General features: G+C 62.0%; 20 protein-coding genes and 2 pseudogenes. 15 read left to right on the forward strand and 7 right to left on the reverse strand.

The window, feature by feature from the left end; genetic code table 11:
• Positions 1-6: 6 nt before the first annotated feature.
• The 3 genes from M1D87_RS07365 to M1D87_RS07375 are packed head-to-tail and all read right to left on the reverse strand — an operon-like array spanning position 7 to position 1753.
• Positions 7-1092 (reverse strand): fimbrial protein, encoded by a 1086-nt coding sequence (locus M1D87_RS07365; protein WP_322265394.1) that lies wholly within the window; start codon positions 1090-1092, stop codon positions 7-9.
• Positions 1089-1436: a FimD/PapC C-terminal domain-containing protein gene (locus M1D87_RS07370; protein WP_421091829.1), complete on the reverse strand. Its 348-nt coding sequence runs from the start codon at positions 1434-1436 to the stop codon at positions 1089-1091. Before M1D87_RS07370 ends, M1D87_RS07365 begins: the two co-directional genes overlap by 4 nt.
• Positions 1437-1480: 44 nt before the next feature.
• Positions 1481-1753, reverse strand: a complete 273-nt coding sequence (locus tag M1D87_RS07375) for a hypothetical protein (protein ID WP_421091828.1) — start codon at positions 1751-1753, stop codon at positions 1481-1483.
• Positions 1754-1838: 85 nt separating this feature from the next.
• Here M1D87_RS07375 and M1D87_RS07380 point away from each other — a divergent pair, with 85 nt between their 5' ends.
• From M1D87_RS07380 to M1D87_RS07390, 3 genes and pseudogenes are all read left to right on the forward strand, one after another.
• Positions 1839-3008 carry a hypothetical protein gene (locus tag M1D87_RS07380; protein WP_421091827.1) on the forward strand — a complete coding sequence of 390 codons (1170 nt, stop codon included), beginning with the start codon at positions 1839-1841 and terminating at the stop codon, positions 3006-3008.
• A 31-nt stretch (positions 3009-3039) separates the two neighbouring features.
• A complete protein-coding gene (locus M1D87_RS07385) occupies positions 3040-6900 on the forward strand; it encodes an RHS repeat domain-containing protein (protein WP_421091826.1) in 3861 nt (1286 codons plus the stop codon).
• A gap of 310 nt (positions 6901-7210) precedes the next feature.
• Positions 7211-7453 (forward strand): annotated as a pseudogene (locus M1D87_RS07390) (autotransporter outer membrane beta-barrel domain-containing protein); the annotation flags it as partial.
• Between the two features lie 247 nt (positions 7454-7700).
• On the opposite strand, the gene M1D87_RS07395 reads toward M1D87_RS07390, so the two are convergent.
• The gene (locus M1D87_RS07395) at positions 7701-8114 is read right to left on the reverse strand and encodes a PA2817 family protein (RefSeq protein ID WP_039614729.1); all 414 of its coding nucleotides are present in this window, start codon (positions 8112-8114) and stop codon (positions 7701-7703) included.
• Positions 8115-8387: 273 nt separating this feature from the next.
• Here M1D87_RS07395 and M1D87_RS07400 point away from each other — a divergent pair, with 273 nt between their 5' ends.
• A complete protein-coding gene (locus tag M1D87_RS07400; RefSeq protein ID WP_061305849.1) occupies positions 8388-8822 on the forward strand; it encodes a hypothetical protein in 435 nt (144 codons plus the stop codon).
• Between the two features lie 134 nt (positions 8823-8956).
• Here M1D87_RS07400 and M1D87_RS07405 read toward each other — a convergent pair whose 3' ends face one another.
• On the reverse strand, positions 8957-11404 hold the full coding sequence (locus M1D87_RS07405) for an acyl-CoA dehydrogenase (protein WP_421091825.1): 2448 nt from the start codon (positions 11402-11404) through the stop codon (positions 8957-8959).
• Positions 11405-11687: 283 nt separating this feature from the next.
• Here M1D87_RS07405 and M1D87_RS07410 point away from each other — a divergent pair, with 283 nt between their 5' ends.
• The 3 genes from M1D87_RS07410 to M1D87_RS07420 all read left to right on the forward strand — a co-directional run bounded on the left by M1D87_RS07410 (position 11688) and on the right by M1D87_RS07420 (position 14164).
• Positions 11688-12311, forward strand: a complete 624-nt coding sequence (locus M1D87_RS07410) for a glutathione S-transferase (protein WP_123083907.1) — start codon at positions 11688-11690, stop codon at positions 12309-12311.
• 144 nt (positions 12312-12455) lie between these two features.
• Positions 12456-13388: an ABC transporter ATP-binding protein gene (locus M1D87_RS07415; RefSeq protein WP_123083908.1), complete on the forward strand. Its 933-nt coding sequence runs from the start codon at positions 12456-12458 to the stop codon at positions 13386-13388.
• Positions 13385-14164: an ABC transporter permease gene (locus M1D87_RS07420; RefSeq protein WP_003260104.1), complete on the forward strand. Its 780-nt coding sequence runs from the start codon at positions 13385-13387 to the stop codon at positions 14162-14164. Before M1D87_RS07415 ends, M1D87_RS07420 begins: the two co-directional genes overlap by 4 nt.
• Before the next feature lie 9 nt (positions 14165-14173).
• Here the strand turns inward: M1D87_RS07420 and M1D87_RS07425 are convergent.
• A pseudogene (locus M1D87_RS07425) lies at positions 14174-14680 on the reverse strand (DUF2062 domain-containing protein); the annotation flags it as partial.
• Between the two features lie 142 nt (positions 14681-14822).
• On the opposite strand from M1D87_RS07425, the gene M1D87_RS07430 reads away from it, so the two are divergent.
• From M1D87_RS07430 to murB, 8 genes are all read left to right on the forward strand, one after another.
• Positions 14823-17036 (forward strand): DNA internalization-related competence protein ComEC/Rec2, encoded by a 2214-nt coding sequence (locus M1D87_RS07430; protein WP_123083925.1) that lies wholly within the window; start codon positions 14823-14825, stop codon positions 17034-17036.
• A gap of 218 nt (positions 17037-17254) precedes the next feature.
• Positions 17255-17890 (forward strand): MotA/TolQ/ExbB proton channel family protein, encoded by a 636-nt coding sequence (locus M1D87_RS07435; protein WP_003259970.1) that lies wholly within the window; start codon positions 17255-17257, stop codon positions 17888-17890.
• Positions 17887-18321, forward strand: coding sequence for an ExbD/TolR family protein (locus M1D87_RS07440; RefSeq protein WP_013971564.1), 435 nt, complete (start codon positions 17887-17889; stop codon positions 18319-18321). The genes M1D87_RS07435 and M1D87_RS07440 overlap by 4 nt, the downstream gene beginning before the upstream one ends.
• Complete coding sequence (gene lpxK / locus M1D87_RS07445) at positions 18321-19322, forward strand: tetraacyldisaccharide 4'-kinase (protein ID WP_123083910.1); 1002 nt, start codon at positions 18321-18323, stop codon at positions 19320-19322. Before M1D87_RS07440 ends, lpxK begins: the two co-directional genes overlap by 1 nt.
• Positions 19323-19366: 44 nt before the next feature.
• Positions 19367-19552 carry a Trm112 family protein gene (locus tag M1D87_RS07450; RefSeq protein ID WP_003247142.1) on the forward strand — a complete coding sequence of 62 codons (186 nt, stop codon included), beginning with the start codon at positions 19367-19369 and terminating at the stop codon, positions 19550-19552.
• Entirely contained in the window at positions 19549-20313 is a 765-nt protein-coding gene (gene kdsB, locus M1D87_RS07455; protein WP_123083911.1) for a 3-deoxy-manno-octulosonate cytidylyltransferase, read from the forward strand. Before M1D87_RS07450 ends, kdsB begins: the two co-directional genes overlap by 4 nt.
• The gene (locus tag M1D87_RS07460) at positions 20313-20777 is read left to right on the forward strand and encodes a low molecular weight protein-tyrosine-phosphatase (RefSeq protein ID WP_061302945.1); all 465 of its coding nucleotides are present in this window, start codon (positions 20313-20315) and stop codon (positions 20775-20777) included. The genes kdsB and M1D87_RS07460 overlap by 1 nt, the downstream gene beginning before the upstream one ends.
• A complete protein-coding gene (gene murB / locus M1D87_RS07465) occupies positions 20774-21793 on the forward strand; it encodes a UDP-N-acetylmuramate dehydrogenase (RefSeq protein WP_123083912.1) in 1020 nt (339 codons plus the stop codon). The genes M1D87_RS07460 and murB overlap by 4 nt, the downstream gene beginning before the upstream one ends.
• 177 nt (positions 21794-21970) lie before the next feature.
• Here murB and rne read toward each other — a convergent pair whose 3' ends face one another.
• Positions 21971-25207: a ribonuclease E gene (rne, locus tag M1D87_RS07470; protein WP_123083913.1), complete on the reverse strand. Its 3237-nt coding sequence runs from the start codon at positions 25205-25207 to the stop codon at positions 21971-21973.
• Positions 25208-25260: the final 53 nt, after the last annotated feature.

The following is a 25260-nucleotide window of genomic DNA, read 5'->3' on the forward strand; positions in this document are numbered from 1 at the left end:
TGCCTGTCATTTGTAGCTTACGGTAAAGCTCAGTGCTCCCTCGGCCAAGCCTGGCTTCACTATCGGCGAGCTCTGGTAGTAGCGGGCGAAAAAGTCCAGGCGGGTGATGTTGATTTCCACGGGCTTCATGCGCACTTCCGCTTGCAGGGGCATGGGGTTGCTTGTGTCGCCGCGCAGCAACTGGATTTCGACCCCGTCGGCGTCCGAGGCGCTGGTCAGGCTGAAGCGCCCTTGCGCGGGTACGGTAGGTTTCGAGCCATCGATACCATCCAGCTCTATGTACACATTGGCGGTACCGGGGAGGGGGGCGCTGGCATCTTTGCAGTCAACGAGGTTGATGTGGAAGGGGACGGGTTTCGTCGTTGTGCCAACCCCTTTGAAATCATCGGCCTTGTAGTCGCCCAAGTGTACGGGGTCGGCACTGACTGCATCGGCTTTCAGCGAGCATTGTGCCTGGTTGACTGTCGCGCTCAGGCGATACTCCAGGACCTTGCCCAGGTGATGGATGGACCCATGGAACAGTTCACCGTCTATGCGTTGTGGCCCTGACGCGATCGGGCCTGTCTTGATGAGCCATGCCTGGCCGTACAGCCTGGAAATTCTCAGGTTGAATGGCCCGGCGCCGGCCATGGTGCCGGTATAAGGGATGGTCGGCCTGCCATGGTCCGGGCGAAAGGTGTTGGGGGCGGAGCCATCGAAAGGGTCTAACAGTTCCAAGTACACGCCCACCCCCGGCACATTGGTCTGCATGACATAGCCGTCGACGTTCTTGCCATCTATAGGTGGCAGGCTGCCAGGAAATACCGGAGCGGTGTTGGGCAAGCGGGCGGTAGGTATGTCGAGGTCGTTCCAGAAGCAATTGATCACTGCGCCCTCATTGTTCGTCGTGTCCATTGTGCCGCGGCCGATGACGGTGCCTACAGGCGCATCGCGTGGCACCCAGAATGCGCCTATGTCGCGCTCATAGGTCATGTAGCTGCCGCCCGCATCAAACGCACAGCGTGCCTGTGCGGCGGTCGTCCATAACCCCAGGGCCAAGCTGCAACCGGCGAGCCACAGGCTGCGGTCCAGGGTGAGTCTGAGTATTTTCATAAAAGAGTTTCCTGGGGTTTTTCGTCAGGCAGGGCGGCGCTTGCGCCCGCCTGGGGAAGTGGGCAATTCAAGGTTTTCAGGCGATAACCGCCGTCCTGTTCGAGGGCTTGCGGGTCGATGCTCAGTTGGCAGACGTCGTCACCGGCACCGCCCCAGATCACCTGTATCTGCTGGTGACCGGCCCTGCGCGCCGACACCAGGGCCTGGCCTGCCTGGCCGACGACCCCTAGCGTCACGCCATCGGCATCGACTACCTGGGCACCGAATGGCACGGGGTCACCATTGGCCTGTAGCAGCGTCAGCACCAGGCGGGATACATGCTCGGCATTGAACGATGCCTTCATCACCGCACCGCGCCGTGGTACGACTTGTTGGCTGGCATTGCCAATCACCACCTCTGGTGAAAGGCCCGTTCACTGTAGTGGCCGTTTTCATGGCGCAGGTCGAAGCTGGCCTGTTGCTGGCGGCGAAAGTCCAGCGGCAGGTTCAGGCTCAGGCCGAAAGAGCGACTAGCGTGGTTGCTGGTGTCCAGGGCCTGGGTGGCGAACAGGTTGACTGCATCCGAAGGCGGCAGGTTGGAGTGGGCGCTCGAGGGCAATGCGTTCGGTAGCATCGAGCGTGACCCGGCGGGCGACCAGAATACGCCCCATGCTCTTTTCACACCTGCTCCGCCTACGGATAACTCACCGATTCGCCTGCAGCGCATCCAGGTCAGGAACTGGGGGGAGGAGGAAGGTTATGCGACCGTGATCATCCTCGACAAGATTGCACCCTGGGAGGTACAACCCTTCCATGTATCCACGTTACCGGCCGATGGCAAAGTGTCTTTTTCCATGCCTGAGTTGCCAGAAGAGCCTCCAGCGGCGACGCTTGAGACGGCGTGGGACGACCACCCTGTCGTGCAAAGTACCCGATGGGTGCTGTATGGCGAAGGCGAACTTGATGAGGACAGCGGTCAATATACGGCGCCTGAGCAAAGCACCGGTCAAGCCAGTGTCGTGGCGGGTATCTACGGTGGCCAGGCGGGTATCGCAGTGATCGAGCATCATGCAGGGTCGCCTCGGGAAATGGCCCTGAGCAAACAGCGCTGGATATCCCTGCAGCATTTCTATGTCAGCCTGAACAATACATCCAGAAAAGTGGCCTTGGCTAATGGCAGGCAGCAGGTGGGGATTGATATCGAAATCAAGACTGACCTGGTTGAAACAGAAGTTGGACCCGTTCCTATTCCAATCAGCGATGCCGAACTGGCCACGCTGGTATTGACACACAAGGATGGGACCAGGATCGACTGGCTGCCTGTGGGGACGGAAAGCCTCAAGACGGACGGTCGAAAGTGGGTAGGCAATAAAGCTCGCAATCGCTTCGATTATTACCCAATCGCTTTCGCTGCGCCGACCACTGCACCTGAGGATGATCAGGCCACGCGCCGCGTAACGGTCTACCTTCAAACCACCCAGGCTGAAGTGACACACATCCGTGCCGAGTTCCGAGGCCATGATAACCAAGTCCACAGGTCATATGACAAGAGTGCGACGCGTGGCGAGGTAGAACTTGAGGGGCGGGTAGTAGAACAGCTCAATGAGGCGGATATAGAGCCATTCAAAGGTAAACGGATACGAGAGCAAGGTGGGTTCGATAAGGAGCGGAAAGATGGCACCTTGGATATCCATAATTATTGGGATTATACAACTGACTATTGGCTGCTCAAAGGCATAAGGCGCAGGTTTGTGGATGTACGCTTCGACCAGATTTCCATGGCGAAGTGGGAAAGTGAGTTGCTCGACGAAACATTCTGCAGTTACGTGGGAACTGCGTACTTTCCCCGTGCTCTTCCCGGTCAGCGTCCGATTGGTGGACGCATGGAGTACCAGGCTGAAATGGAATTGCTGGCGATTCCGCAAGGGGGTACGTAAGGTCAAGTCCACGTTCAACCGTTTCCATTTGATGATCGAACAGGTCACTACGCAAAACGATTGCATTGAAACGCAAACCGTCGATTATCCTGAGGAACCGAACAGGCAATTCGGGGATCAGCCAGCGAATTTCCAGTTGGCCGAAACCACGATCACTTCTTGGCGCCAAGGCCTGTCGGGCGTCCCCCGGGAAGAGAAGGAAATTACCCGCTACGATCTTTATGGCAACCTGACGGAAAAGATCGAGGCCAATGGCAAAACGACGGTATGGACGTACTATCCGGCCCATGAGGACCCCGAGCAATTCGTGCGTCACATCAAGACCGAGGAAGTTATTCCGGCCGTTGGAGAAGGCCGCGCCGAAGCGCTGCGCAACCTGTACACCTACCGCTTGCTTTCGTCGCTCGCAGAGCAAGGCAAGGGAACCTTGCAGCGTCACCACGACCAACAGGTCCGGGTGCGTGATGAAGCGCCACTGTGGCACACCACTATCGAATATTACGCAGACCCCACCGATGTAGTTGCGTATGGCAGGCCGAAGGCGCTGACACAAGTGCTGAATGGCAAGAAGACCCTTACCGAGTATGTCTATGGCGAGGTGTCGATCGAAGGTCACCCGGCAGTACAGACTGTAGAAACCCTGACCGGGTTCGATCATGGCCAGCCGCTGCTCGCCCGCGAACAGGCGCATGTGAAGGGGGGGGCGAGCCGGCATTCGCAGAAGGTCAACACCCTCCAGCATTCGCTCTTGATCGGTGAGCCAATGCTCAACTACGACGACAATCAGGTGCAGATTGCCTATCTGTATGACGAACTGCGGCGTGTCATCCGCGAAACGGTCGACCCGTTCGGTGAGTTCAAAGCTTGGCGCAGCTACAACTATTACCTGTCTTCTGACGGTCAGCAGGCTTATCAGGAAGAGACTGATGTGAAGGGTGTGACCACCTGGATCTATGTGGATGGGCTCAATCGCGTTCAGCGGGTAGAACGCCAGGACCCGGATTTTGGCGCTACCGCTAAAGCGAGGGCAACGCCGCGGCTCAGGAAAACCGCGCATTATGATGAGCTGGGCGATTTGCTGGAAGAGGTCCAGTACGAATGGCTGGAGCTGAAGAACCTGCCATTGTCCACCCGTTACGAGTATGACGATTGGCGCCAGCGTAGCTGCGAAATCGGCCCGGACGGCGTACGCAACTACACAGTGACCGATCCGGTCGGTTTGCCGGATCGGCTGGGGCCAGTTGTTCGCGAGTGGCGAGAGTCCAAGTCACGATTGCTACGCAGTGGCCCCACTATTACTCGCATGAACCTGTTCGAGCAGCCGGTCGATGTCGAGCGAGTGGATAACCGGGGGCAAACCGAGAGTTTGCATCGGTATTACTACGATGGGTGGGGGCGTACTGTTCGGGAAGTGGATGCACGCGGGTATGAAACGTCGTCTGTTTACGATGAGTACGATCGGCTTGTCGACCAGACACTGCCTGATGGATCGGTGGTGCACCGTGACTACGCCCCGCATGCCAAGGGTGATCTGCCGACGTTGATCAAGGTGCAAGATGTTACGGATGGCAAGGATCATGTGATGGGTACGCAAACCTTCGATGGCCTGGATCGCATGATCGAGTCGGTAACCGGCGGGCGGGTGCGCACTCTGTTGTATGATCTCGGGCAGCACCAGCCGGCGGTAGTGATCACACCTGCCGGTAACCGCATCGACTACAAATATGTCCCGCAATTGAGTGAAGAACCGCTGCGTCGTACGTTCGCGGGTGACGACGCGAGCTACGTGTACGACAAGCAGAACGCGCGTTTGCTTAACTGCTCCGAGAACGACGAAGCGCTTGAGCGTGAGTATTTCAGCACTGGCGAACTGAAAACGGAAAGGCGTCAGCGGACCGGTGAGGAACTCTATGAGATGGCCTATGTGCACAGCATCGATGCTCGGTTGCTGAGGTACACGGATGTGCTTGGCAATACCCAGTTCTATGAATACGACTCGGCAGGGCAGTTGCGCCAGACCAGCCTGGAGAATGTCACCAGTACTTTTGACTACGATGCATTGGGCAGGATGGCCAGCATTTTCACCGAAACCGAGGATGAGGACGGGACACATCGCAGCCTGCGAACCGAGCTGTTCTATGACGATTTCGACCGTGAAATTCTGCGACGTTTCGACTTTGGCGATACCGTTCAGACTTTGGCACAAGCCTACAACGCGGTAGATGGCATCATCAGTAAAACGCTGAAGGAGGGCGATGGGCCGCAGCTATTCAGCTACAAGGTCAAACCATGGAACGGCTCTGCGCCGACGGAATCTGAAGTGCTGAGCCTGATTTTTGACCGTATGCCTTCGTACGGTAATAGTACGCCTGTCGCGCTTCCTGCGTTGGGCTATGATGTTGTTGATGGGAATATTAACAATGTATCGGTCGAGTTGCCGGACTATGACACGCACGCGGTTGGCGATAAGGTTTATGTTTACTGGCTGAATCATGTTCCGGAAGATCCATCCATGATATCTCCGGTTGCTTCCGATGTGATTGATGTATTGCCAAAGACATTGAAGGTACCCGCTGATGAGATCAAGGCGGTGGGGGATGGCGGGGTGTATGTGCTGTATGCACTGGTCGACAAGGCTGGCAATATCAGCAGGCTGTCATTGCCGATGGCTGTGGGTGTTGCCGTGGGCCCGCTGCCCTCAGGGCTTCAGGACCCGGTAGTGCCGTTGGCGGCAGATGGCTTGATTGATCAGGAGGATGCCTGGGCCGGGGTAGTGGTGGAGGTTCCGAGCTTTGACAACTGGAAATCCACCGATTGGGTGCAGGTCAGGTGGGGAGCGGTGGGGCTCGGCTGGCGTGAAATAGGTAGCGCTCCCAAGTTTCCGCTTGAATTCGTGGTCCTGCCCAGGCAATTGTGGGATCAATATGGCGCTACGAGCACGGGCAACGTAGAAACCAACGTCAGTTATGAACTGCGCCGCGGTGCGGTGCCGCAGGGCGGTAAAGACATTGATGTGGATGTGAACCTGGAGGTCATCGGGCCGACTGATCCAGGCACTGACCCTGGCTGGCCAGACCCAGTCAATCCGAAACTTTCGCTTGCTGAAGTTTTTGGCAGGAGTTCTGGTGCGCTGAATACATTGCTGCCGGAAGATGAGAAGCAGGACGCTGTGTTGAAAGTCACAATCGATGCGGCTTTCAAAGAGGGTGATATTGTCAGTTTTTATTGGGATGATAAACATGTCGTCGAGATTGACTACACGCTGGCAGCCAAAGACTTGGGGGCGGAAATAAATGTGGATGTTCCCTGGGCTTATATCGAAGCGCGTAACAATGGCAGTGTGCCTGTGTGTTATGTGGTCGAACGCCCTGGTGTGCCCAATCGTCCGAAGTCTCCAAGTACCATCGTCAATGTCGAAGCCATTGTTCTACGCCCGGATGCGCCCGCCTTTTTGGGGGGGAATACCAGTGCGAATCCGCCTGAAGGTTGGTTGACCTGCGGAGCCCTGTACGATGATGAGAATCCTAGTTCGTTGGACCCGGCAATCAGAGTATTGATAAAAGGCCTTGGTGATTATGGTTTGAAGGCAGGCGACCAATTGACCATGCATTGGTATGCCGTGCATAACTTTAGCGGTGAGGAGAGAATTGACGATACCGTGTTAGACGAGGTGATAGATCTGACGGAAGCAGACCTTGCTGAGTTGGTGTGGCGTGTGCAGCCGTATGATGAGTATATTCTGCCAATTTATAATTATCACGCTACCATCCATTATGGGCGAGGGCGTGTTTATTACAGTTTTTCTCTGGACGGAAAAACTGTTAATTCAGAGTTGGCGGAGCAAGTTGTTTCCATGCACGATGCAGCCGGTAGTTGTCCTCTCAGACCTTGAATGAAATATGGCGGTGCCTAACAAACTTGGCATCGGCGTTGGTTTCATTTGTAGCTTAGGATTTTTCCTACAGAGATTTGGGAATTTCCCTTGTAGCCTTGTCGGTGATCGCTTTCCTTTGGCAACGATGATCCGACATGAACGAGGTTTGAAGTTAATGAATAAAGGCCGGAAACTGTCTTTGAGCCCTTTAGTGCAAGCGCTCTGCATGGCGCCTATGATGCTTTTGGTCACCCCTGGCGTATCGGCAGTGACCACCGTCGAGGGTACGCTTGATATAGACAGTACTACCCCGCTCGACAACTATCGGCTGAGTGAAAACGCCCTTCACCTGGTGCATGCGGCAGCAGGTGATGCCAGCTTCTCTCTGGTTAATGGCCCGGTGGATCTCGGTGCATTTTCCTACGAGTTGGTACAGCGTGGTAACGATTGGTTCCTCGATGGTACGCGTAAAGTCATCAGCCCTGGCACTGCATCGGTGCTGGCGCTGTTCAATACCGCGCCCACCGTTTGGTACGGTGAATTGACCACCTTGCGCAGCCGTATGATCGAGCCGGCGAAGGTGATCTCGCCTTTATCTGCAAATGCTGTGCTGCTTGCCAGGCCAAAGGCGATGGCCAGAAGGGTTTTTTTCATTTTCTGATCCTGGGGGGCGAAAAAACGGGCCGAACAGACAAAAACTGTTCGGCGTGCAGGATAGAAAGGGGGGGCGGGGTGAAGCTGTAGGTGAAGTCTACCTTTGGTGAGGTAATTGGAGACATTGCAAGGCACGCTCGCAAGCGTGCGGTGTGCTGTGCATATCAGTGCTGGGTATTGTCGCCTTGAGCTTGGCTCATCAGACGCTTCTGCTGGTGCCAGTCGAACGCTTCGCCGCTCTGCTCGGCTTCGTAACGGCGTTCTTCCAGTTGCTGGTACAGCTCCAGCTCTTCGTCGGGCATGTAGTGCAGGCAGTCCCCCCCGAAGAACCACAGCAGGTCGCGTGGCACCAGATGGGCGATTTGCGGGTAGCGCTGGATCACCTGGCAGATCAGGTCCTGGCCCAGGTACTGGCTTTCCAGCGGGTCTTGCGGCAGCAGGGTCAGCAATTCGTCGAAACGTTCGAGAAACAGGGTGTGGCTTTCCTCCGGTACCTGCTCGGCTTCACCCAGAGCCACCAGAATGGTACGCAGGTGGTTCAGCAGTTGGAGGTGATATTCCAGGTGGGGGTTGGCCATGGGGCGGTCCTCGGGGCGGTTGAAACGGGGGGCGGAGTATACGCCGGTTAAGGGCGGGTTGGGGAAGGTGGTGGCTGCTCCGCCCCATTGCGCCTTGTGATTGCCCGCTGTGGCATGGTCGGCGAGCACCCCGTGCGAACCATGGACCTGTCAATTCTGCCAGGTGCGCACGCACGGGTGTTGATCTAGATTCAAGCCGACGCAACGACACTGCACCGTTACTGGCGGTGATAGGTGTTCACTGCACTCAATCTTCCACACGAGGTGCGTATCATGATAAAGGACAACACCCCGACACAGAACGGTGCCATCATCTTCTGGCACGAGACCGGCGCCAGCCATGGCATGCCCCTGCCAGCAGAGGGCAGTGGCGAAAGGGCCAAAAAGACGGTTGATGCGACTAACAGCAAGATTGCGATGAGCGACATCCCTTCCGCCTCGACCATTACGTTGAAGTACAGAAAGGCCCCGGACGATTGGGATGTGCACTCATCCATCACATTCCTGACCACTCACAGGCCAGCGTCGCTCGAAAGGACCGAATACAACTATCTGCTGGGCACCTATTCAGTTGGCGACTTCGTCAGCGAAGGCCTGGGCCTGAAGGTGATTGCCAAAACGGGCTCACCTCTCCCCCAGGCTGATATGAAAGCGGACCATAAAATGGATTGTGAAGTTCAGCTTTCCAAGTTCCCACCCAGTGCCTGAGAGGCTTTCACACAAATGCGCTGTGGCACGTGGTTGCCAGGGTGTGGGACATTGCCCGAGAGACGGGGCCGCTTTGCGCCCCGTCGAAACACGAGACCGCTTGTACTCCAAAATCGCGTCTGGCAATCAGCAGGTCAACGAACCTTGCCCTGCCCCGGTAGCAACTGCGTTTTGTCGAAGGCGTCCACACCGATGACCGTGCGGCGGGCTTGCTCGGTTTCACGCAACCGTTGCCCCTCGTTCGGCTGCAGTGCGCCATGCTCGACTGCCGCATCGATCAGAGACTGCCCGGGTGCCGGCTGCACCTTGCCCTCCTTGATCGCCTCATGAAGCACCTTGTGCAGTGGCACGGTTTCATCCAGCAAGTCGCAAGCCCGTTGCAGCGCTGCCACCGGGTCACCCTCGCCCTGCGGCCTGAAGCAGCCAGCAAGGAGCTCTTCCAGCGCCGGGTCGCCCTTGCTGCGGCCGATCAGCGCCGCCACCTCTGCATCCAGTTCATCGCTCGGCCCGGTGTGGCGACGGCCGAAGGGGAACACCAGCACGCGCAACGCACAGCCGGCAAAGCGGTTGGGGAAGTTGTCGAGCAACCGGTCCAGGGCTGTTTCCGCCTGGCCCAGGCTTTCTTCCATCGCCCAGCGCAGCAAGGGCTGCATGTGGTCCGGTGAGCCCAGGTCGTGATAGCGCTTGAGCGCAGCGCTGGCCAGGTACAGGTAACTCAGCACATCCCCCAGCCTTGCACTCAGCCGCTCGCGGCGTTTCAGCGCGCCGCCCAGCAGCATCATCGACAGGTCAGCCAGCAGGGCGAAGGCTGCTGCCTGGCGGTTGAGTGCACGGAAGTAACCTTGGCTCAGGGTATCGCCGGGCACGGGTTCCAGTCGCCCCAGCCCCAAGTTGAGTATCAGTGTGCTGGCCGCATTGCCGGCGGCGAACATGATGTGTTTCATCAACAGGTCATTGAATTCCCTCAATGCCTGGTCACCGTCCTCGCGCCCGGCCAAAGCCATTTCCTTGAGCACGAACGGATGGCAGCGGATGGCGCCCTGGCCGAAGATCATCAGGTTGCGCGAAAGGATGTTCGCCCCCTCGACGGTGATGAAGATCGGCGCGCCTTGCCAGTTGCGCCCCAGATAGTTGTTCGGCCCCATGATGATGGCCTTGCCGCCGTGCACGTCCATGGCGTGCTGGATGCACTCGCGGCCACGCTCGGTGAGGTGGTACTTGAGGATCGCCGACAGCACCGAAGGCTTCTCGCCCAGATCCACGGCCTTGGCGGTCAGCAGTCGCGCGCTGTCCATCAGCCAGGCATTGCCTCCGATGCGTGCCAGCGACTCCTGGATGCCTTCGAATGCAGCCAGGGGGACATTGAACTGTTCGCGGATGTTGGCGTACTGGCCGGTGACCAGACTGGTGTATTTGGCTGCGCCAGTGCCCACGGCCGGCAGGGAGATGGAGCGGCCTACCGACAGGCAGTTCATCAGCATCATCCAGCCCTTGCCGAGCATGGCCTGGCCACCGATGAGGAAATCCAGCGGCACGAATACGTCCTTGCCGCTGTTGGGGCCGTTCATGAACGCGGCGCCCAGTGGTAGGTGGCGTTTGCCGATTTCGACGCCGGGCGTGTCGGTAGGGATCAGCGCCAGGCTGATACCCAGTTCTTCCTGTTCGCCGAGCAGATGGTCCGGGTCGTAGGCTTTGAAGGCCAGGCCCAGCAGGGTGGCGACGGGCCCGAGGGTGATGTAGCGCTTTTCCCAGTTCAGGCGCAGGCCGATGACCTCTTCGCCCTTCCATTGCCCCTTGCAGACCACGCCGGTGTCAGGCATGGCGCCTGCGTCGGAGCCGGCCAGCGGGCCGGTGAGGGCGAAGCAGGGTATTTCATCGCCACGCGCCAGGCGTGGCAGGTAGTGGTTGCGTTGTTCGTCAGTGCCGTAATGCAACAGCAGCTCGGCCGGGCCGAGCGAGTTGGGCACCATCACGGTAGAAGCCAGGTCGCCGCTGCGGGTGGCCAGTTTCATCGCCACCTGGGAGTGGGCGTAGGCTGAAAAGCCCTTGCCGCCATATTCCTTGGGGATGATCAGGGCGAAGAACCCATTCTGCTTGATATGCGCCCAGGCTTCGGGCGGCAGGTCCATGTCCTGGCCGATCTGCCAGTCGCTGACCATGGCGCACAGTTGTTCCGTCGGGCCGTCGATGAATGCCTGTTCTTCTTCGGTCAGCTGCGGAGCCGGGTAGGCGAGCAGGGTGCGCCAATCGGGACGGCCGCTGAACAGTTCGCCGTCCCACCACACGGTGCCGGCGTCGATTGCCTCGCGCTCGGTCTGCGACATCGGCGGCAGGGTGCGCTGGAACCACTTGAACACCGGGCCGGTGAATACCTTGCGGCGCCATTCCGGCAGCGCCACCAGGGCGACTTTCAGGGCCAGCACTATCCAGATCAGGGTCAGCAGCCAGCCGGGAGCACTGCTGAAAATGCCCATCAGCAATACATAAGCCGCCATGATGCCAAGAATCTGCAAGGGCGCCAGGCGCCGGTGCGTGAGGTACGCCGCGCCGATCACCAGCACTACCAACCACAACAGCAACATAATCGGTCCTCCTTGGAACCAGGGGGTAAGCCGTCCCAGACAGCTTAGACGCATCGCTGAGAACGGCCGGGTCAGAACAGTGACAGGGTATGGCGGTGGGAGTTTCAGTCCGGTGTTTGTCTGTACCGGCCTCTTCGCGGGTGAACCCGCTCCCACAGGTACTGCATCACCCTCAGGTCTGGCGCAGAACCCTGTAGGAGCGGGTTTACCCGCGAAGAGGCCGGTACAGGCGACGAAAGTCTGGAGTAGACTGCACCACCTCCGCATTCATAAGGACGTTGCCATGCTGAAGATCTGGGGTCGCAAGAATTCGAGCAATGTGCGCAAGGCGCTATGGATCGCCCACGAACTGGGCCTGGATTTCGAGTCGATCGACGCTGGCGGCGCCTTCGGCGTGGTCAACGAGCCGTACTACCGCGCGCGCAACCCCAACGGCCTGGTGCCGATGCTGGAAGACGGCGACCTGACCCTGTGGGAGTCCAACACCATCGTCCGCTACCTGTGCGCCGAGTACGGTGCGGAGCAGGGCTGGTACCTGGACGACCCGCGTCAGCGCGCCCTGGCGGACAAGTGGATGGACTGGACCACCTCGTCCTTCGCCACGCCGTTCCGCCCACTGTTCTGGGGCCTGTTGCGCACCCCGGAAGACCAGCGCGACTGGGTGGCGATCAACGCTGCGCACAAGCAATGCGCCCAGCTGCTGGCCATTGCCGACGAGGCCCTGGCCAAACAGCCGTACCTTTCCGGTGACCAGATCGGCATGGGCGACATCCCACTGGGCAGCTTCATCTATGCCTGGTTCGAAATGCCCATCGAGCGCCCGACCATGCGTCACCTGGAGGCCTGGTACGAGCGCCTCAAGGCCCGCCCTGCGTACCAGGCAGCGGTAATGACTGCGCTGACCTGATCGAACACCACGGCTACTTCGATAGTCATTATCAATACACATGACTGTACTTGTGCGGCCAGGCCAAGCACCATTGGCCGCACTCACTGCGCCAGTGCCTTTACCTGGCGTGTCCTGCACCTTTTTCTCGGTAAGTGACCCGCTATGAGTTCCGCCCTGTCCATCCGACAGCTGACCAAGACCTACGGCAACGGCTTCCAGGCCCTCAAGGGCATCGATCTGGATGTTGCCGAAGGCGACTTCTTCGCCTTGCTCGGCCCCAACGGCGCGGGCAAGTCCACCACCATCGGCATCCTCTCCACCCTGGTGAACAAGACCAGCGGCACGGTCAGTGTGTTCGGCCACGACCTGGACCGCGAGCCGTCGGCGCTCAAACGCTGCCTGGGCGTGGTGCCGCAGGAGTTCAACTTCAACCAGTTCGAAAAAACCTTCGACATCGTCGTGACCCAGGCCGGTTACTACGGCATCCCGCCCAAGGTGGCCAAGGAGCGAGCCGAGCAGTACCTGACCCAGCTCGGCCTGTGGGACAAGCGTGACGTGCAGTCGCGTTCGCTGTCGGGGGGCATGAAGCGCCGCCTGATGATTGCCCGCGCGCTGATCCACGAGCCGCGCCTGCTGATTCTCGATGAGCCCACCGCCGGTGTGGACATCGAACTGCGCCGTTCGATGTGGAGCTTCCTCACCGAGCTGAACCAGAAGGGCATCACCATCATCCTCACCACCCACTACCTGGAAGAGGCCGAGCAGCTGTGCCGTAACATCGGCATTATCGACCACGGCACCATCGTCGAGAACACCAGCATGCGCCAGTTGCTGGGCAAGCTGCATGTCGAAACCTTCGTCCTCGACCTCAGGCAGGACCTGGCCACTGCACCGGTGCTGCAGGGCTACCCGTGCCGGTTGCTGACCCCGCACACCCTGGAAGTGCAGGTGGACAAGGATATCGGCATCACTGCGCTGTTCGGCCAGCTGGCACTGCAGAACATCGAGGTGCAAAGCCTGCGCAACAAGACCAACCGACTCGAGGAGCTGTTCGTGTCCCTGGTGGAAAAAAACCTGTCTAAGGTGGCCGTATGAGCGTGGAACTGCGCACCAACTGGGTCGCCCTGAACACCATCGTCTACCGCGAGGTACGGCGCTTCCTGCGTATCTGGCCGCAGACTTTGCTACCGCCGGCAATCACCATGGTCCTGTACTTCGTCATCTTCGGTAACCTGATCGGACGGCAGATCGGCGACATGGGTGGCTTCACCTACATGGAGTACATCGTGCCGGGACTGATCATGATGTCGGTGATCACCAACTCCTACGGCAACGTGGTGTCGAGCTTCTTCGGCAGCAAGTTCCAGCGCTCCATCGAAGAGCTGATGGTGTCGCCGGTATCGCCACACACGATCCTCGTCGGTTACGTGCTGGGTGGCGTGCTGCGCGGCCTGGCGGTGGGCGTGATCGTGACTTTCCTGTCGCTGTTCTTCACCCACCTGCAGGTGCACCACCTGGGCGTGACCGTGGTCGTGGTGCTGCTGACCGCCACCATTTTCTCGCTGCTGGGCTTCGTCAATGCGGTGTTCGCGCGCAACTTTGACGACATCTCGATCATCCCGACCTTCGTGCTGACGCCGCTGACGTACCTGGGCGGGGTGTTCTATTCGATCAACCTGCTGCCGCCGTTCTGGCAGACCGTGTCGTTGGCCAACCCGGTGCTGCACATGGTCAACTCGTTCCGTTACGGCATTCTAGGGGTGTCGGATATCAGCATTGGTACGGCGATTACCTTCATGCTGGTCGCCACCGCGGTGCTCTACCTGGTGTGCGTTCGCCTGCTGGTCAGCGGCCGCGGCATGCGTGCCTGAAGCCTTGCACCGGCATTGGCGCAGACGCCACTGCCGGCCCACCCACCAGCGCCAGTAGAGCATGGTGGTGAAGTAGCCGAGGATGCCCAGCACCACACCGCACACCACCGAGCCGAGCAGGAAGGGTTGCCACAGCGTCGACAGCTGATCGGTGATCCACTGGAAAGTCAGTTCGTCGGGCAGGGTGCGCGGCGGTACCTGCATCAGCCAGGCGCCGGTCATGTAGGTGACGAAGAACACCGGTGGCATGGTCAGCGGGTTGGTCAGCCAAACCAGGCTGACCGCGATCGGCAGGTTGCCGCGCAGCGGAATGGCCAGCGCGGCGGCCAGCAGCATCTGCGCCGGCATCGGGATCAGCGCCGCGAACAGGCCAACACCCATGGCCCGCGCCACCGAATGGCGGTTCAGGTGCCAGAGGTTCGGGTCATGCAGCAACTTGCCGAAAAAGCGTAAGGACTTGTGTTCCCGAATACTGGTCGGGTCCGGCATGTAGCGTTTGAAAAGTCGGCGCGGCATGTAGGCTCCCGGAGCGTTGATCCGGGCAGTATGCCCTGATTCCCGCTCAGCCTCGTTTAGAGTTTGTGACAATTGTTGAGCAAGCGCTGCCGGCAATTGGGCTATGCCTCAGAAGGTGATTTCGCTTCTGGAGCTCTACTTCATGCGCACAGGGATGTTTGCGCTCGCGCTCGGGCTGTTGTGTCTGGGCTTTCTCCCCGCATTGCCATCGGTCGGATGGCTGGTGCTGCTGGCTGTAGCCGGTGGCCTCGGCCTGTTTACCCGGCTGTGGCCACTGGGCTGTTTTCTGTTGGGCCTGTGTTGGGCCTGCTGGTCTGCGCAGCAGGCGCTGGATGACCGCCTGGCAACCGGGCTGGATGGCCGCACCTTGTGGCTTGAGGGCCGGGTGGTCGGCCTGCCGACCCGGACTGCGCAGGGTGTGCGCTTCGAGCTGGACGCGGCCCGCTCGCGGCGGGCAGAGCTGCCGCAGCGCCTGCAACTGAGCTGGTTCGACGGCCCGCCGCTGCGCGCGGGCGAGCAGTGGCGGCTGGCGGTGACCTTGCAGCGCCCGGCCGGGCTGCTCAACCCGCATGGCCCGGACCGTGAGGCGCAATTGCTGGCGCGGCGGGTCGGTGCGACCGGTACGGTCAAGGCCGGGCAGTTGCTGGCGCCGGTTGCCGGCGGCTGGCGCGACACGCTGCGCCAGCGCCTGCTGGCAGTCGAGGCCAATGGCCGGCAGGCAGCGATGGTGGCGCTGGTGCTTGGCGACGGGACGGGCCTGGCCCGGGAGGACTGGCAAACGTTGCAGGCCACCGGCACGGTGCACCTGTTGGTGATCTCTGGCCAGCACATCGGCCTGGTTGCCGGCTTGCTGTATGGCCTGGTTGCCGGGCTGGCGCGTTGGGGGCTGTGGCCCGCTCGGTTGCCGTGGCTGCCCTGGGCGTGTGGCTTGGCCATGGCTGCGGCACTGGCCTACGGTTGGTTGGCTGGTAGCGGTGTACCGGTGCAGCGTGCCTGCCTGATGCTGGCCGTGGTGTTGCTCTGGCGCCTGCGTTTTCGCCAACTGGGTGCGACCTTGCCGTTGTTGCTGGCGCTGGTTGCCGTACTGTTGCTGGAACCGTTGGCCGCGCTGCTGCCCGGGTTCTGGCTATCGTTCGCGGCCGTGGCCACGCTTGTCTATTGCTTCAGTGCCCGCCTGGGCAGTTGGCGGCCCTGGCAGGCCTGGACGCGGGCGCAATGGGTGATTGCGATCGGCTTGCTGCCGGTACTGCTGGCTACGGGCTTGCCGGTGAGCTTGAGTGCGCCGCTGGCCAACCTTGTTGCGGTGCCGTGGGTCAGCTTGGCAGTGCTGCCATTGGCGTTGCTGGGCGCTTTGCTGCTGCCGTTGGGCGGGGTAGGGGAGGCGCTGCTCTGGCTGGCGGGCGGTTTGCTTGATGTGCTTTTCCGGCTGCTGGCGCTGGCGGCGCAGCAGCCGGCGTGGCTGCCACCAGCCCTGCCGTTGTGGGCCTGGCTGCTGGTGTGCCTGGGCGCGCTGCTGGTTTTGATACCCCGTGGCGTACCACTGCGCGGGTTGGGTGGCGTAATGCTGCTGGCGCTGTGGGTACCTCGGGAGACGGTGCCGTTCGGCCAGGTCGAGGTCTGGCAGCTGGACGTCGGCCAAGGGCTGGCGGTGCTTTTGCGCACCCGGCATCACAACCTGCTGTACGACGCCGGGCCGGCCAGGGGAGAGAGCGATCTGGGCGAGCGGGTGGTGTTGCCGACCTTGCGCAAGCTGGGGGTGGGTAGCCTGGACTTGATGCTGGTCAGCCACGCCCATGCCGACCACGCCGGTGGTGCTGGCGCAATCATGCGTGGCCTGCCGGTCGAACGGGTGATCGGCGGCGAAGTGCTGGATGGCCTGCAACTGCAACCTTGCGCCAGTGGCGAGCAATGGACGTGGGATGGTGTGCGCTTTTCGCTGTGGCGCTGGGCTGATGGACAGAGCAGCAATGACCGCTCCTGCGCGTTGCTGGTCGAGGCGCAGGGTGAGCGGTTGTTGCTGGCGGGAGACATGGAGGCCGGTGCCGAACGGGCCTGGCTGGCGGCCACAGAAGCGCCGCGGATCGACTGGCTGCAGTCGCCGCACCATGGCAGCCGCAGTTCGTCCAGCGAGGCCTTCATCCGTGCCACGGCGCCGCGCGGGGTACTGATTTCGCGCGGGCGCAACAACAGCTTCGGGCACCCGCACTCGCAGGTGGTCGAACGTTATCGGCGGCATGGGGTGGTGATGCATGACACGGCGGAGCAGGGGGCGTTGCGGTTGGTGCTGGGGAGGCTGGGGGAGGTCGAGAGTGTGCGCCGACAGCGGCGTTTCTGGAGGGATGCGGGCGGTGGCTGAGCAGGCCCTTTCGCGGGTAAACCCGCTCCCACAGGTACTGCACTGAACCTGAGGATGGTACAAAACCTGTGGGAGCGGGTTCACCCGCGAAAGGGCCAGTTCAGCCACCCGACAACTCAAGGTTGAAACCGGGGTAGGCCAATTCCCTGACCTCCGGCAGATGAGCCCCCGGCGCGCCTATGGTAGAGTGGCGGCCTTTTTCCGAAGGGGCGTTTACTGTGTGGGAATTGGTCAAGTCCGGCGGTTGGATGATGCTGCCGATCATTCTGAGCTCCATCGCTGCCATGGCTATCGTCGTCGAGCGCCTGTGGACGCTGCGCGTCAGTCGCGTCACCCCGCCGCACCTGCTCGGTCAGGTGTGGATATGGATCAAGGACAAGCAACTGACCAGTGACAAGCTCAAGGCCCTGCGCGCCGATTCGCCACTGGGCGAAATCCTCGCCGCCGGCCTGGCCAACTCGCGCCATGGTCGCGAAATCATGAAGGAATGCATCGAGGAGGCCGCCTCGCGCGTCATCCACGAACTGGAACGCTACATCAGCACCCTCGGCACCATCGCCGCCATGGCCCCGCTGTTGGGCCTGCTGGGCACCGTGCTGGGCATGATCGACATCTTCAGCGCCTTCATGGGCTCGCAGATGACCGCCAACGCCGCAGTGCTGGCCGGCGGTATCTCCAAGGCCCTGGTCACCACCGCGGCCGGCCTGATGGTCGGTATCCCGGCGGTATTCTTCCACCGCTTCCTGCTGCGCCGTATCGATGAGTTGGTGGTGGGCATGGAGCAGGAAGCTATCAAGCTGGTGGAAGTGATCCAGGGCGACCGTGAAGTGGAAGTGGCCGGAGGCAAGGCGTGAAGTTCCGGCGCAATCGCCAGCGGGAAAACGTCGACATCAACCTGGCGTCGCTGATCGACGTGGTGTTCGTCCTGCTGCTGTTCTTCGTGGTCACCACCACCTTCACCCGCGAAACCCAGCTGCGCGTCGAGCTGCCTGAAGCTGCCAGCGCCGAGCCAGCGGCGCCCGACCAGGGCAAACTGGTGGAAATCACCATCAGCGCTGAAGGCGTGTACTCGGTGAACAACCACTTGCTGCCAAAGAGCGACCTGGCCACCCTGAGCGAAGCGATCGAGCGTGAGTCGGGCGGCGACAACAAGCTGCCGCTGGCCATCAGCGCCGACGGCAAGACCCCGCACCAGGCCGTAGTCACTGCGATGGATGCCGCCGGCAAGCTCGGTTTCAGCCAGTTGCGCATGACCACCGTCGAGGCGGCCCAGGGCACACCTTGATGGCCTTCGCCGACCGCCTGCTCGCCGCCTGGTACGCCGGGCACCCGGCCCTGGCGCTGCTGCGCCCGCTGGAGGCGCTGTATCGTCACGTGGTCACGCGCAAGCGGGCGCGTTTTCTCAGTGGCGAAAGTGCCAGCTACCGGGCCCCGGTGCCGGTCATCGTGGTGGGTAACATTACCGTGGGTGGTACCGGCAAGACGCCGATGATCCTCTGGCTGATCGAGCACTGCCGCAAGCAGGGGTTGAAGGTGGGCGTGGTCAGCCGTGGCTATGGCGCCAAACCGCCGCAGCTACCCTGGCGGGTGCAGCCCGATCAGGCGGCCGGGCAGGCCGGTGACGAACCGCTGCTGATCGTGCAGCGCACCGGCGTGCCGCTGATGATCGACCCCGACCGCTCCCGCGCCGTGCAGGCATTACTGGCCAGTGAACCCCTCGACCTGATCCTGTGTGACGACGGCATGCAGCACTATCGTCTGGCGCGCGACCTGGAGTTGGTGCTGATCGATGCCGCCCGCGGCCTGGGCAATGGGCGCTGCCTGCCGGCGGGGCCGTTGCGTGAGCCGGCCGAACGCCTGCACGAGGCTGACGCGGTGCTGTTCAACGGCGCCAGCGCAGACCGCGCCGATGGCTTCGGCTTCTGCCTGCAGCCATCCGCCCTGGTCAACCTGCGCAGCGGCGAGCGCCGCGCGCTTGACCATTTCCCTGCAGGCCAACGCCTGCATGCGGTGGCCGGTATCGGCAACCCGCAACGTTTCTTCAATACCCTGCTGGGGCTAAACTGGCAGCCGGTGCCGCATCCCTTTGCCGACCATGCGCAGTTCAGCGCCCGGAGCCTGGCCTTCAACCCGCCGCTGCCTCTGGTCATGACCGAGAAGGATGCGGTGAAATGCCGGGCCTTCGCCGCTGACGACTGGTGGTACCTGGCCGTCGAGGCGCAGCCCACGCCGGCTTTCAGCGCCTGGTTCGACAACCAGTTGCAACGCTTGCTGCGCAAGCCCTGAGCCCTTTTTCAATTCCCGGCCACCTGGCCTAAAGGAAGCCTCATATGGACACCAAACTGCTCGATATCCTGGCCTGCCCGATCACCAAGGGCCCGCTCAAGCTCAGTGCTGACAAGACCGAGCTGATCAGCAAGGGCGCTGGCCTGGCCTACCCGATCCGCGACGGCATCCCGGTCATGCTGGAAAGCGAGGCGCGCACCCTGACCGACGACGAGCGTCTGGACAAATGAGCCTGGATTTCACTGTGGTGATCCCCGCCCGTCTGCGCTCCACACGACTGCCGGGCAAGCCATTGCTGCCGATCGCTGGCAAGCCGATGGTGCAGCACGTGTGGGAACAGGCCCGCAAGAGCGGCGCGGGCCGCGTAGTCATCGCCACCGATGACGCCAGCATTCTGGAGGTCTGCCAGGCCTTCGGAGCTGAAGTGCTGATGACCCGTGCCGACCATGAGTCCGGCACTGATCGCCTGGCCGAAGTGGTCGCACACCTGGGGCTGCCGGCCGATGCCATCGTGGTCAATGTGCAGGGCGACGAGCCGCTGATCCCGCCGGTGATCATTGACCAGGTGGCAGCCAACCTGGCAGCGCATCCGGAAGCCGGTATCGCCACCCTGGCCGAACCGATCCATGAGCCGGAAACCGTGTTCAACCCCAACGCGGTCAAGGTAATCAGCGACAAGAACGGCCTGGCCTTGACCTTCAGCCGTGCACCGCTGCCCTGGGCCCGCGATGCGTTTGCCAAGGACCGCAACCTGTTGCCGGAAGGCGTGCCGTATCGCCGCCACATCGGCATGTACGCCTACCGCGTCGGCTTCCTGCAGGACTTCGTCAGTTGGGGCCCATGCTGGCTCGAGCAGACCGAAGCGCTGGAGCAGCTGCGTGCCCTGTGGCATGGCGTACGCATCCACGTCGAAGACGCCATCGAGGCGCCTGCCGTGGGCGTGGATACCCCTGAAGACCTGGAGCGCGTACGGCGCTTGCTGGAGGCCTGATGCGCGTCCTGTTCGTCTGCCTCGGCAATATCTGTCGCTCGCCCACCGCCGAAGGCGTGCTGCGCCATCAATTGCAGGCTGCCGGGCTTGCCGACCGGGTGCATGTGGCCTCGGCCGGCACCGGCGACTGGCACGTCGGCAAGGCGCCTGACAGCCGCACCTGCAAGGCAGCGCTGGCGCGTGGCTATGACCTTTCGCAGCAACGCGCTCAGCAGGTCAAGGCGGCGCACTTTGCCGAATATGACCTGATCCTGGCCATGGACGAGAGCAACCTTGGCCATTTGCGTGCGATGCGCCCGCACACGGCAGTGGGGGAGCTCGACCTGTTCCTGCGCCGCTATGGCACAGCGCTGGATGAAGTGCCAGACCCGTACTACGGTGGCGCCGACGGCTTCGAGCAGGTGCTCGACCTGGTTGAAGCGGCGTGCCAGGCGCTGGTCCTGGAAATCAAGGGGCGGCTATGACAGTGCAGTGGCAGGAGCAGGTATCGCTCAAGCCGTACAACACCTTTGGCATCGACGTGAAGGCGCGGTATTTCACCCAGGCACATGATGACCAGGAGGTGCGCCTGGCGCTGGCCCAGGCACAGCAAGGCGGCGTGCCGGTGCTGGTGATTGGCGGTGGCAGCAACTTGCTGCTGACCCGCGATATCGATGCGCTGGTGCTGCATATGGCCAGCCGTGGTCGGCGCGTGCTCAGCGACGATGGTGAACGTATCGTGGTCGAGGCCGAGGCCGGTGAGCCGTGGCACCCGTTTGTGCAGTGGGCACTGGCGCAGGGGTATTGCGGGCTGGAAAACCTCAGCCTGATTCCCGGCACCGTTGGCGCCGCGCCGATGCAGAACGTGGGCGCCTATGGCGTGGAGATCAAGGACATGTTCGTCGGCCTGACCGCCCTGGACCGCGAGACCGGCGAGTTGCGTGACTTCGGCCTGGCTGAATGTGCCTTCGGGTATCGCGACAGCCTGTTCAAGCGCAACCCTGGGCGTTGGTTGATCCTGCGTGTGCGCTTTGCCTTGAGCCGTACGCTGCAGGCCCACCTGGACTACGGCCCGGTGCGCCAGCGCCTGGCGGAACAGGGCGTGACCGAGCCGACCGCGCAGGCGATCAGCGAGGCGATCTGCAGCATTCGCCGCGAGAAGCTGCCAGACCCGGCAGAGCTGGGTAATGCCGGGAGCTTCTTCAAGAACCCGGTGGTCTCGGCGGAACTGGTCGAGCGTATTCGTGCGCAGAACCCAGGGGTAGTGGCTTATCCCCAAGCCGATGGCCAGATGAAGCTGGCGGCAGGCTGGTTGATCGAGCAGGCAGGCTGGAAGGGCCACCGCGAGGGGGATGCCGGGGTGCATCGTTTGCAGTCGCTGGTGCTGGTCAACTACGGCCAGGCGAGCGGGGCGCAGATGCATGCACTGGCGCGGCGGATCCAGGCCGATATCCTCGAGCGGTTCGGGGTCGAGCTGGAGATGGAGCCTAACCTCTACTGATTCAGTGCCTGGGCTGGCCCTTTCGCGGCTGAATCCGCTCCCACAGGGGCTTCATAGGGCCTGGGGTGGTGGGCCCTGTGGGTTTACCCGCGAAGAGGCCGGTACAGGAAAAACGCCCAGCCAAGAAAAAGCCCCGCCAGTGCGAACTGGCGGGGCTTTTTCATTCAGCCTTGGCTATCAACCGTGATGAGGCTTTTGCTCATCGCTGGCTTCCAGGGCTGGCTCCTCGGTGGCTGCAGCAGCTTCCTGTGCGGCCTTGGCGGCAGCCTCGGCCTCACGCTTGCGGCGACGCACTTCACGCGGGTCGTTCGGCGCACGGCCGTTGGCCAGCATGACAGTGGCAGGTTCCACCGCCGCAGGGGCTTCGACCGGTGCAGGCTCGACGGCCACTGGGGCAGGCTCGGCCACCACTTCTGCCTGGGCTTCGACAACCGGGGCAGGTTGCTCGGCAACCGGAGCGGCTTCGATCACGGCCGGGGCCTGCTCGATTTCACCGGCCTCGACGGCAGGCGCTTCGACCGGTGCTTCGTCGACCACTGGCTGCGGAGCGACTTCGACCACTGGCTCGGCAGTTGCCTCGACCACGGCCACAGGCTCGCTGACCGGCTGCTCGACCACCGGAGCCACAGACACTTGTTCAGCCTCGGCAGCAGCTTCGACCTGTTCGACCTTCTCTGCCTGCTCGACCGGCTGGGCGACTTCGCTGTTATCGGTTTCCGCTACGGCGGCGACTTCGGCGGTGGCAAGCTCGGCCTGCTGGTTGGCCTGGGCTTCGGCGTCGGCACTGATGTTGCTGCTGGCGACAGCGGCAGTCACGGCCAGGCCGGCGGCCAGTTCGGCACCCAGCTCGGTGGCCTGGTGCTGTTGTGGCTGCTCTTCGCTGCCTTCTTCCTCGCTGCCATCGATCAGCTCGCCGTTGGCGTTGCGCTGACGCTCACGACGGTTGCTGCGACGACGCTGGCCACGGGAGCGGCGGCGCGGGCGCTCGCCATCGGTGCCTTCCTGTTCGTCCTGCAGCAGCTCTTCGTTCGGCAGTTGCTCTTCGGCCAGCTCGGCAGCCTGCTCGGCGGCTTCTTCGGCTACGCGTGGCTGACGCTCTTCGCGTGGTGGGCGAGGGGCACGTTCTTCGCGTGGGGCACGTTCTTCACGAGGGGCACGTTCTTCACGAGGAGCACGTTCTTCGCGTGGAGCGCGTTCTTCGCGAGGTGCGCGTTCTTCACGTGGAGCACGTTCTTCACGAGGTGCGCGTTCCTCGCGAGGTGCACGCTCTTCACGTGGGGCACGTTCTTCACGGGCTACACGTTCCTCGCGCGGCTGACGTTCTTCACGCTCGGCAGGGGTGGCGTCCAGTGGCTCGCGCAGTTCGCGCACGCGCTCTTCGCCACGGTTGCCGCGGCGGTCTTCGCGTGGCTGGCGTGGAGCACGCTCTTCGCGTGGAGCACGTTCTTCACGCGGTGCACGCTCTTCGCGTGGGGCGCGCTCTTCACGTGGTGCACGCTCTTCGCGCGGGGCACGTTCTTCACGAGGAGCACGCTCGGCACGCTCTTCACGCGGCTTGCGCTCTTCGTCGCGGCGGCCGTTGCGGTTGCGGCTTTGCTGGCGGCCGTTGCGGCGTTCTTCGTTGCGTGGGCTGCGCTCGGCGGCCGGCTTCTCGGTGGCAGTGACAACCGGCGCTGCGGCAGGCTCTTCCTTGCCGGCGAACAGGCTTACCAGCGACTTCACCAGGCCCTTGAACAGGCTTGGCTCCGGAGCGACCGGGGCAGGGGCGACCGGTGCGGCTGGCTGCGGTTCTTCGACAGTGGCCGGTACCGGCGCGTTGGCGCGGGCCGGGGCGGTCTTGACTGCGGCTTCCTGGCGAACCAGGGTGCGGGTGGCGGTCGGCTGCGGCGCTTCTTCGGCTTCGGCGGCGGCGATCTCGTAGCTGGACTGGTTGCTCAGCACTTCCGGGTTGTCGTCGCGCAGGCGCTGGACTTCGAAGTGCGGGGTTTCCAGGTGATCGTTCGGCAGGATGATGATGCGCGCACGGGTACGCAGTTCGATCTTGGTGATCGAGTTGCGCTTCTCGTTGAGCAGGAAGGCAGCCACCGGGATCGGCACCTGGGCGCGAACTTCGGCGGTGCGGTCCTTCAGGGCCTCTTCTTCGATCAGGCGCAGGATGGCCAGCGACAGCGATTCGACGTCACGGATGATGCCGGTGCCGGAGCAGCGCGGGCAGACGATGCCGCTGCTTTCGCCCAGCGAAGGGCGCAGGCGCTGACGGGACATTTCCAGCAGGCCGAAGCGCGAGATGCGGCCGACCTGGACGCGGGCGCGGTCGGCTTCCAGGCACTCGCGAACACGTTCTTCGACGGCGCGCTGGTTTTTCGCCGGGGTCATGTCGATGAAGTCGATGACGATCAGGCCGCCGATGTCACGCAGGCGCAGCTGGCGGGCGATTTCCTCGGCCGCTTCCAGGTTGGTCTGCAGGGCGGTTTCTTCGATGTCGCTGCCTTTGGTGGCGCGCGCCGAGTTGATGTCGATCGACACCAGGGCTTCGGTCGGGTCGATCACGATCGAACCGCCGGACGGCAGGTCGACCACGCGCTGGAAGGCGGTCTCGATCTGGCTTTCGATCTGGAAGCGGTTGAACAGCGGCACGCTGTCTTCGTACAGCTTCACCTTGCTGGCGTACTGCGGCATGACCTGGCGGATGAAGGTCAGGGCTTCTTCCTGGGCATCGATGCTGTCGATCAGCACTTCGCCGATGTCCTGGCGCAGATAGTCGCGGATGGCGCGGATGATGACGTTGCTTTCCTGGTAGATCAGGAATGGCGCGGCGCGGTCCTGGGACGCTTCCTTGATGGCGGTCCACAGTTGCAGCAGGTAGTCGAGGTCCCACTGCATTTCTTCGCTGCTGCGGCCAAGGCCGGCAGTGCGCACGATCAGGCCCATGTCGCCCGGCACGGTCAGGCCATTCAGGGCTTCACGCAGTTCGTTGCGCTCTTCGCCTTCGATGCGGCGGGAGATGCCGCCGGCGCGCGGGTTGTTCGGCATCAGTACCAGGTAGCGGCCGGCCAGGCTGATGAAGGTGGTGAGGGCGGCGCCTTTGTTGCCACGCTCTTCCTTCTCGACCTGGACGATGACTTCCTGGCCTTCGCTCAGTACTTCCTTGATGTTGACCCGCCCTTCGGGGGCTTTCTTGAAGTATTCGCGGGAGATTTCTTTCAGCGGCAGGAAGCCGTGACGTTCGGAACCGAAATCGACGAAGGCGGCTTCGAGGCTGGGTTCGATGCGGGTGATCTTGCCTTTGTAGATGTTGGCCTTTTTCTGCTCGCGCGCGCCGGACTCGATGTCCAGGTCGTAGAGACGTTGGCCGTCCACCAGGGCTACACGCAACTCTTCGGGTTGAGTCGCGTTAATCAGCATTCTTTTCATGTTGTACCGTCGGTTTCCGGGCTGCCGGAAACGGCGTTCGGCACACACGACGT

The sequence above is a fragment of the Pseudomonas sp. SA233 genome (genome assembly GCF_054792385.1).

Coding starts and splice junctions, on each gene's coding strand:
- M1D87_RS07415 (WP_123083908.1), top strand. CDS start 12,456: ATGAGTTCCGCCCTGTCCATCCGACAGCTGACCAAGACCTACGGCAAC.
- M1D87_RS07450 (WP_003247142.1), top strand. CDS start 19,367: ATGGACACCAAACTGCTCGATATCCTGGCCTGCCCGATCACCAAGGGC.
- M1D87_RS07400 (WP_061305849.1), top strand. CDS start 8,388: ATGATAAAGGACAACACCCCGACACAGAACGGTGCCATCATCTTCTGG.
- M1D87_RS07365 (WP_322265394.1), bottom strand. CDS start 1,092: ATGAAAATACTCAGACTCACCCTGGACCGCAGCCTGTGGCTCGCCGGT.
- lpxK (WP_123083910.1), top strand. CDS start 18,321: ATGGCCTTCGCCGACCGCCTGCTCGCCGCCTGGTACGCCGGGCACCCG.
- M1D87_RS07430 (WP_123083925.1), top strand. CDS start 14,823: ATGCGCACAGGGATGTTTGCGCTCGCGCTCGGGCTGTTGTGTCTGGGC.
- M1D87_RS07370 (WP_421091829.1), bottom strand. CDS start 1,436: ATGAAGGCATCGTTCAATGCCGAGCATGTATCCCGCCTGGTGCTGACG.
- M1D87_RS07410 (WP_123083907.1), top strand. CDS start 11,688: ATGCTGAAGATCTGGGGTCGCAAGAATTCGAGCAATGTGCGCAAGGCG.
- M1D87_RS07405 (WP_421091825.1), bottom strand. CDS start 11,404: ATGTTGCTGTTGTGGTTGGTAGTGCTGGTGATCGGCGCGGCGTACCTC.
- M1D87_RS07420 (WP_003260104.1), top strand. CDS start 13,385: ATGAGCGTGGAACTGCGCACCAACTGGGTCGCCCTGAACACCATCGTC.
- rne (WP_123083913.1), bottom strand. CDS start 25,207: ATGAAAAGAATGCTGATTAACGCGACTCAACCCGAAGAGTTGCGTGTA.
- M1D87_RS07460 (WP_061302945.1), top strand. CDS start 20,313: ATGCGCGTCCTGTTCGTCTGCCTCGGCAATATCTGTCGCTCGCCCACC.
- murB (WP_123083912.1), top strand. CDS start 20,774: ATGACAGTGCAGTGGCAGGAGCAGGTATCGCTCAAGCCGTACAACACC.
- M1D87_RS07385 (WP_421091826.1), top strand. CDS start 3,040: ATGATCGAACAGGTCACTACGCAAAACGATTGCATTGAAACGCAAACC.
- M1D87_RS07395 (WP_039614729.1), bottom strand. CDS start 8,114: ATGGCCAACCCCCACCTGGAATATCACCTCCAACTGCTGAACCACCTG.
- kdsB (WP_123083911.1), top strand. CDS start 19,549: ATGAGCCTGGATTTCACTGTGGTGATCCCCGCCCGTCTGCGCTCCACA.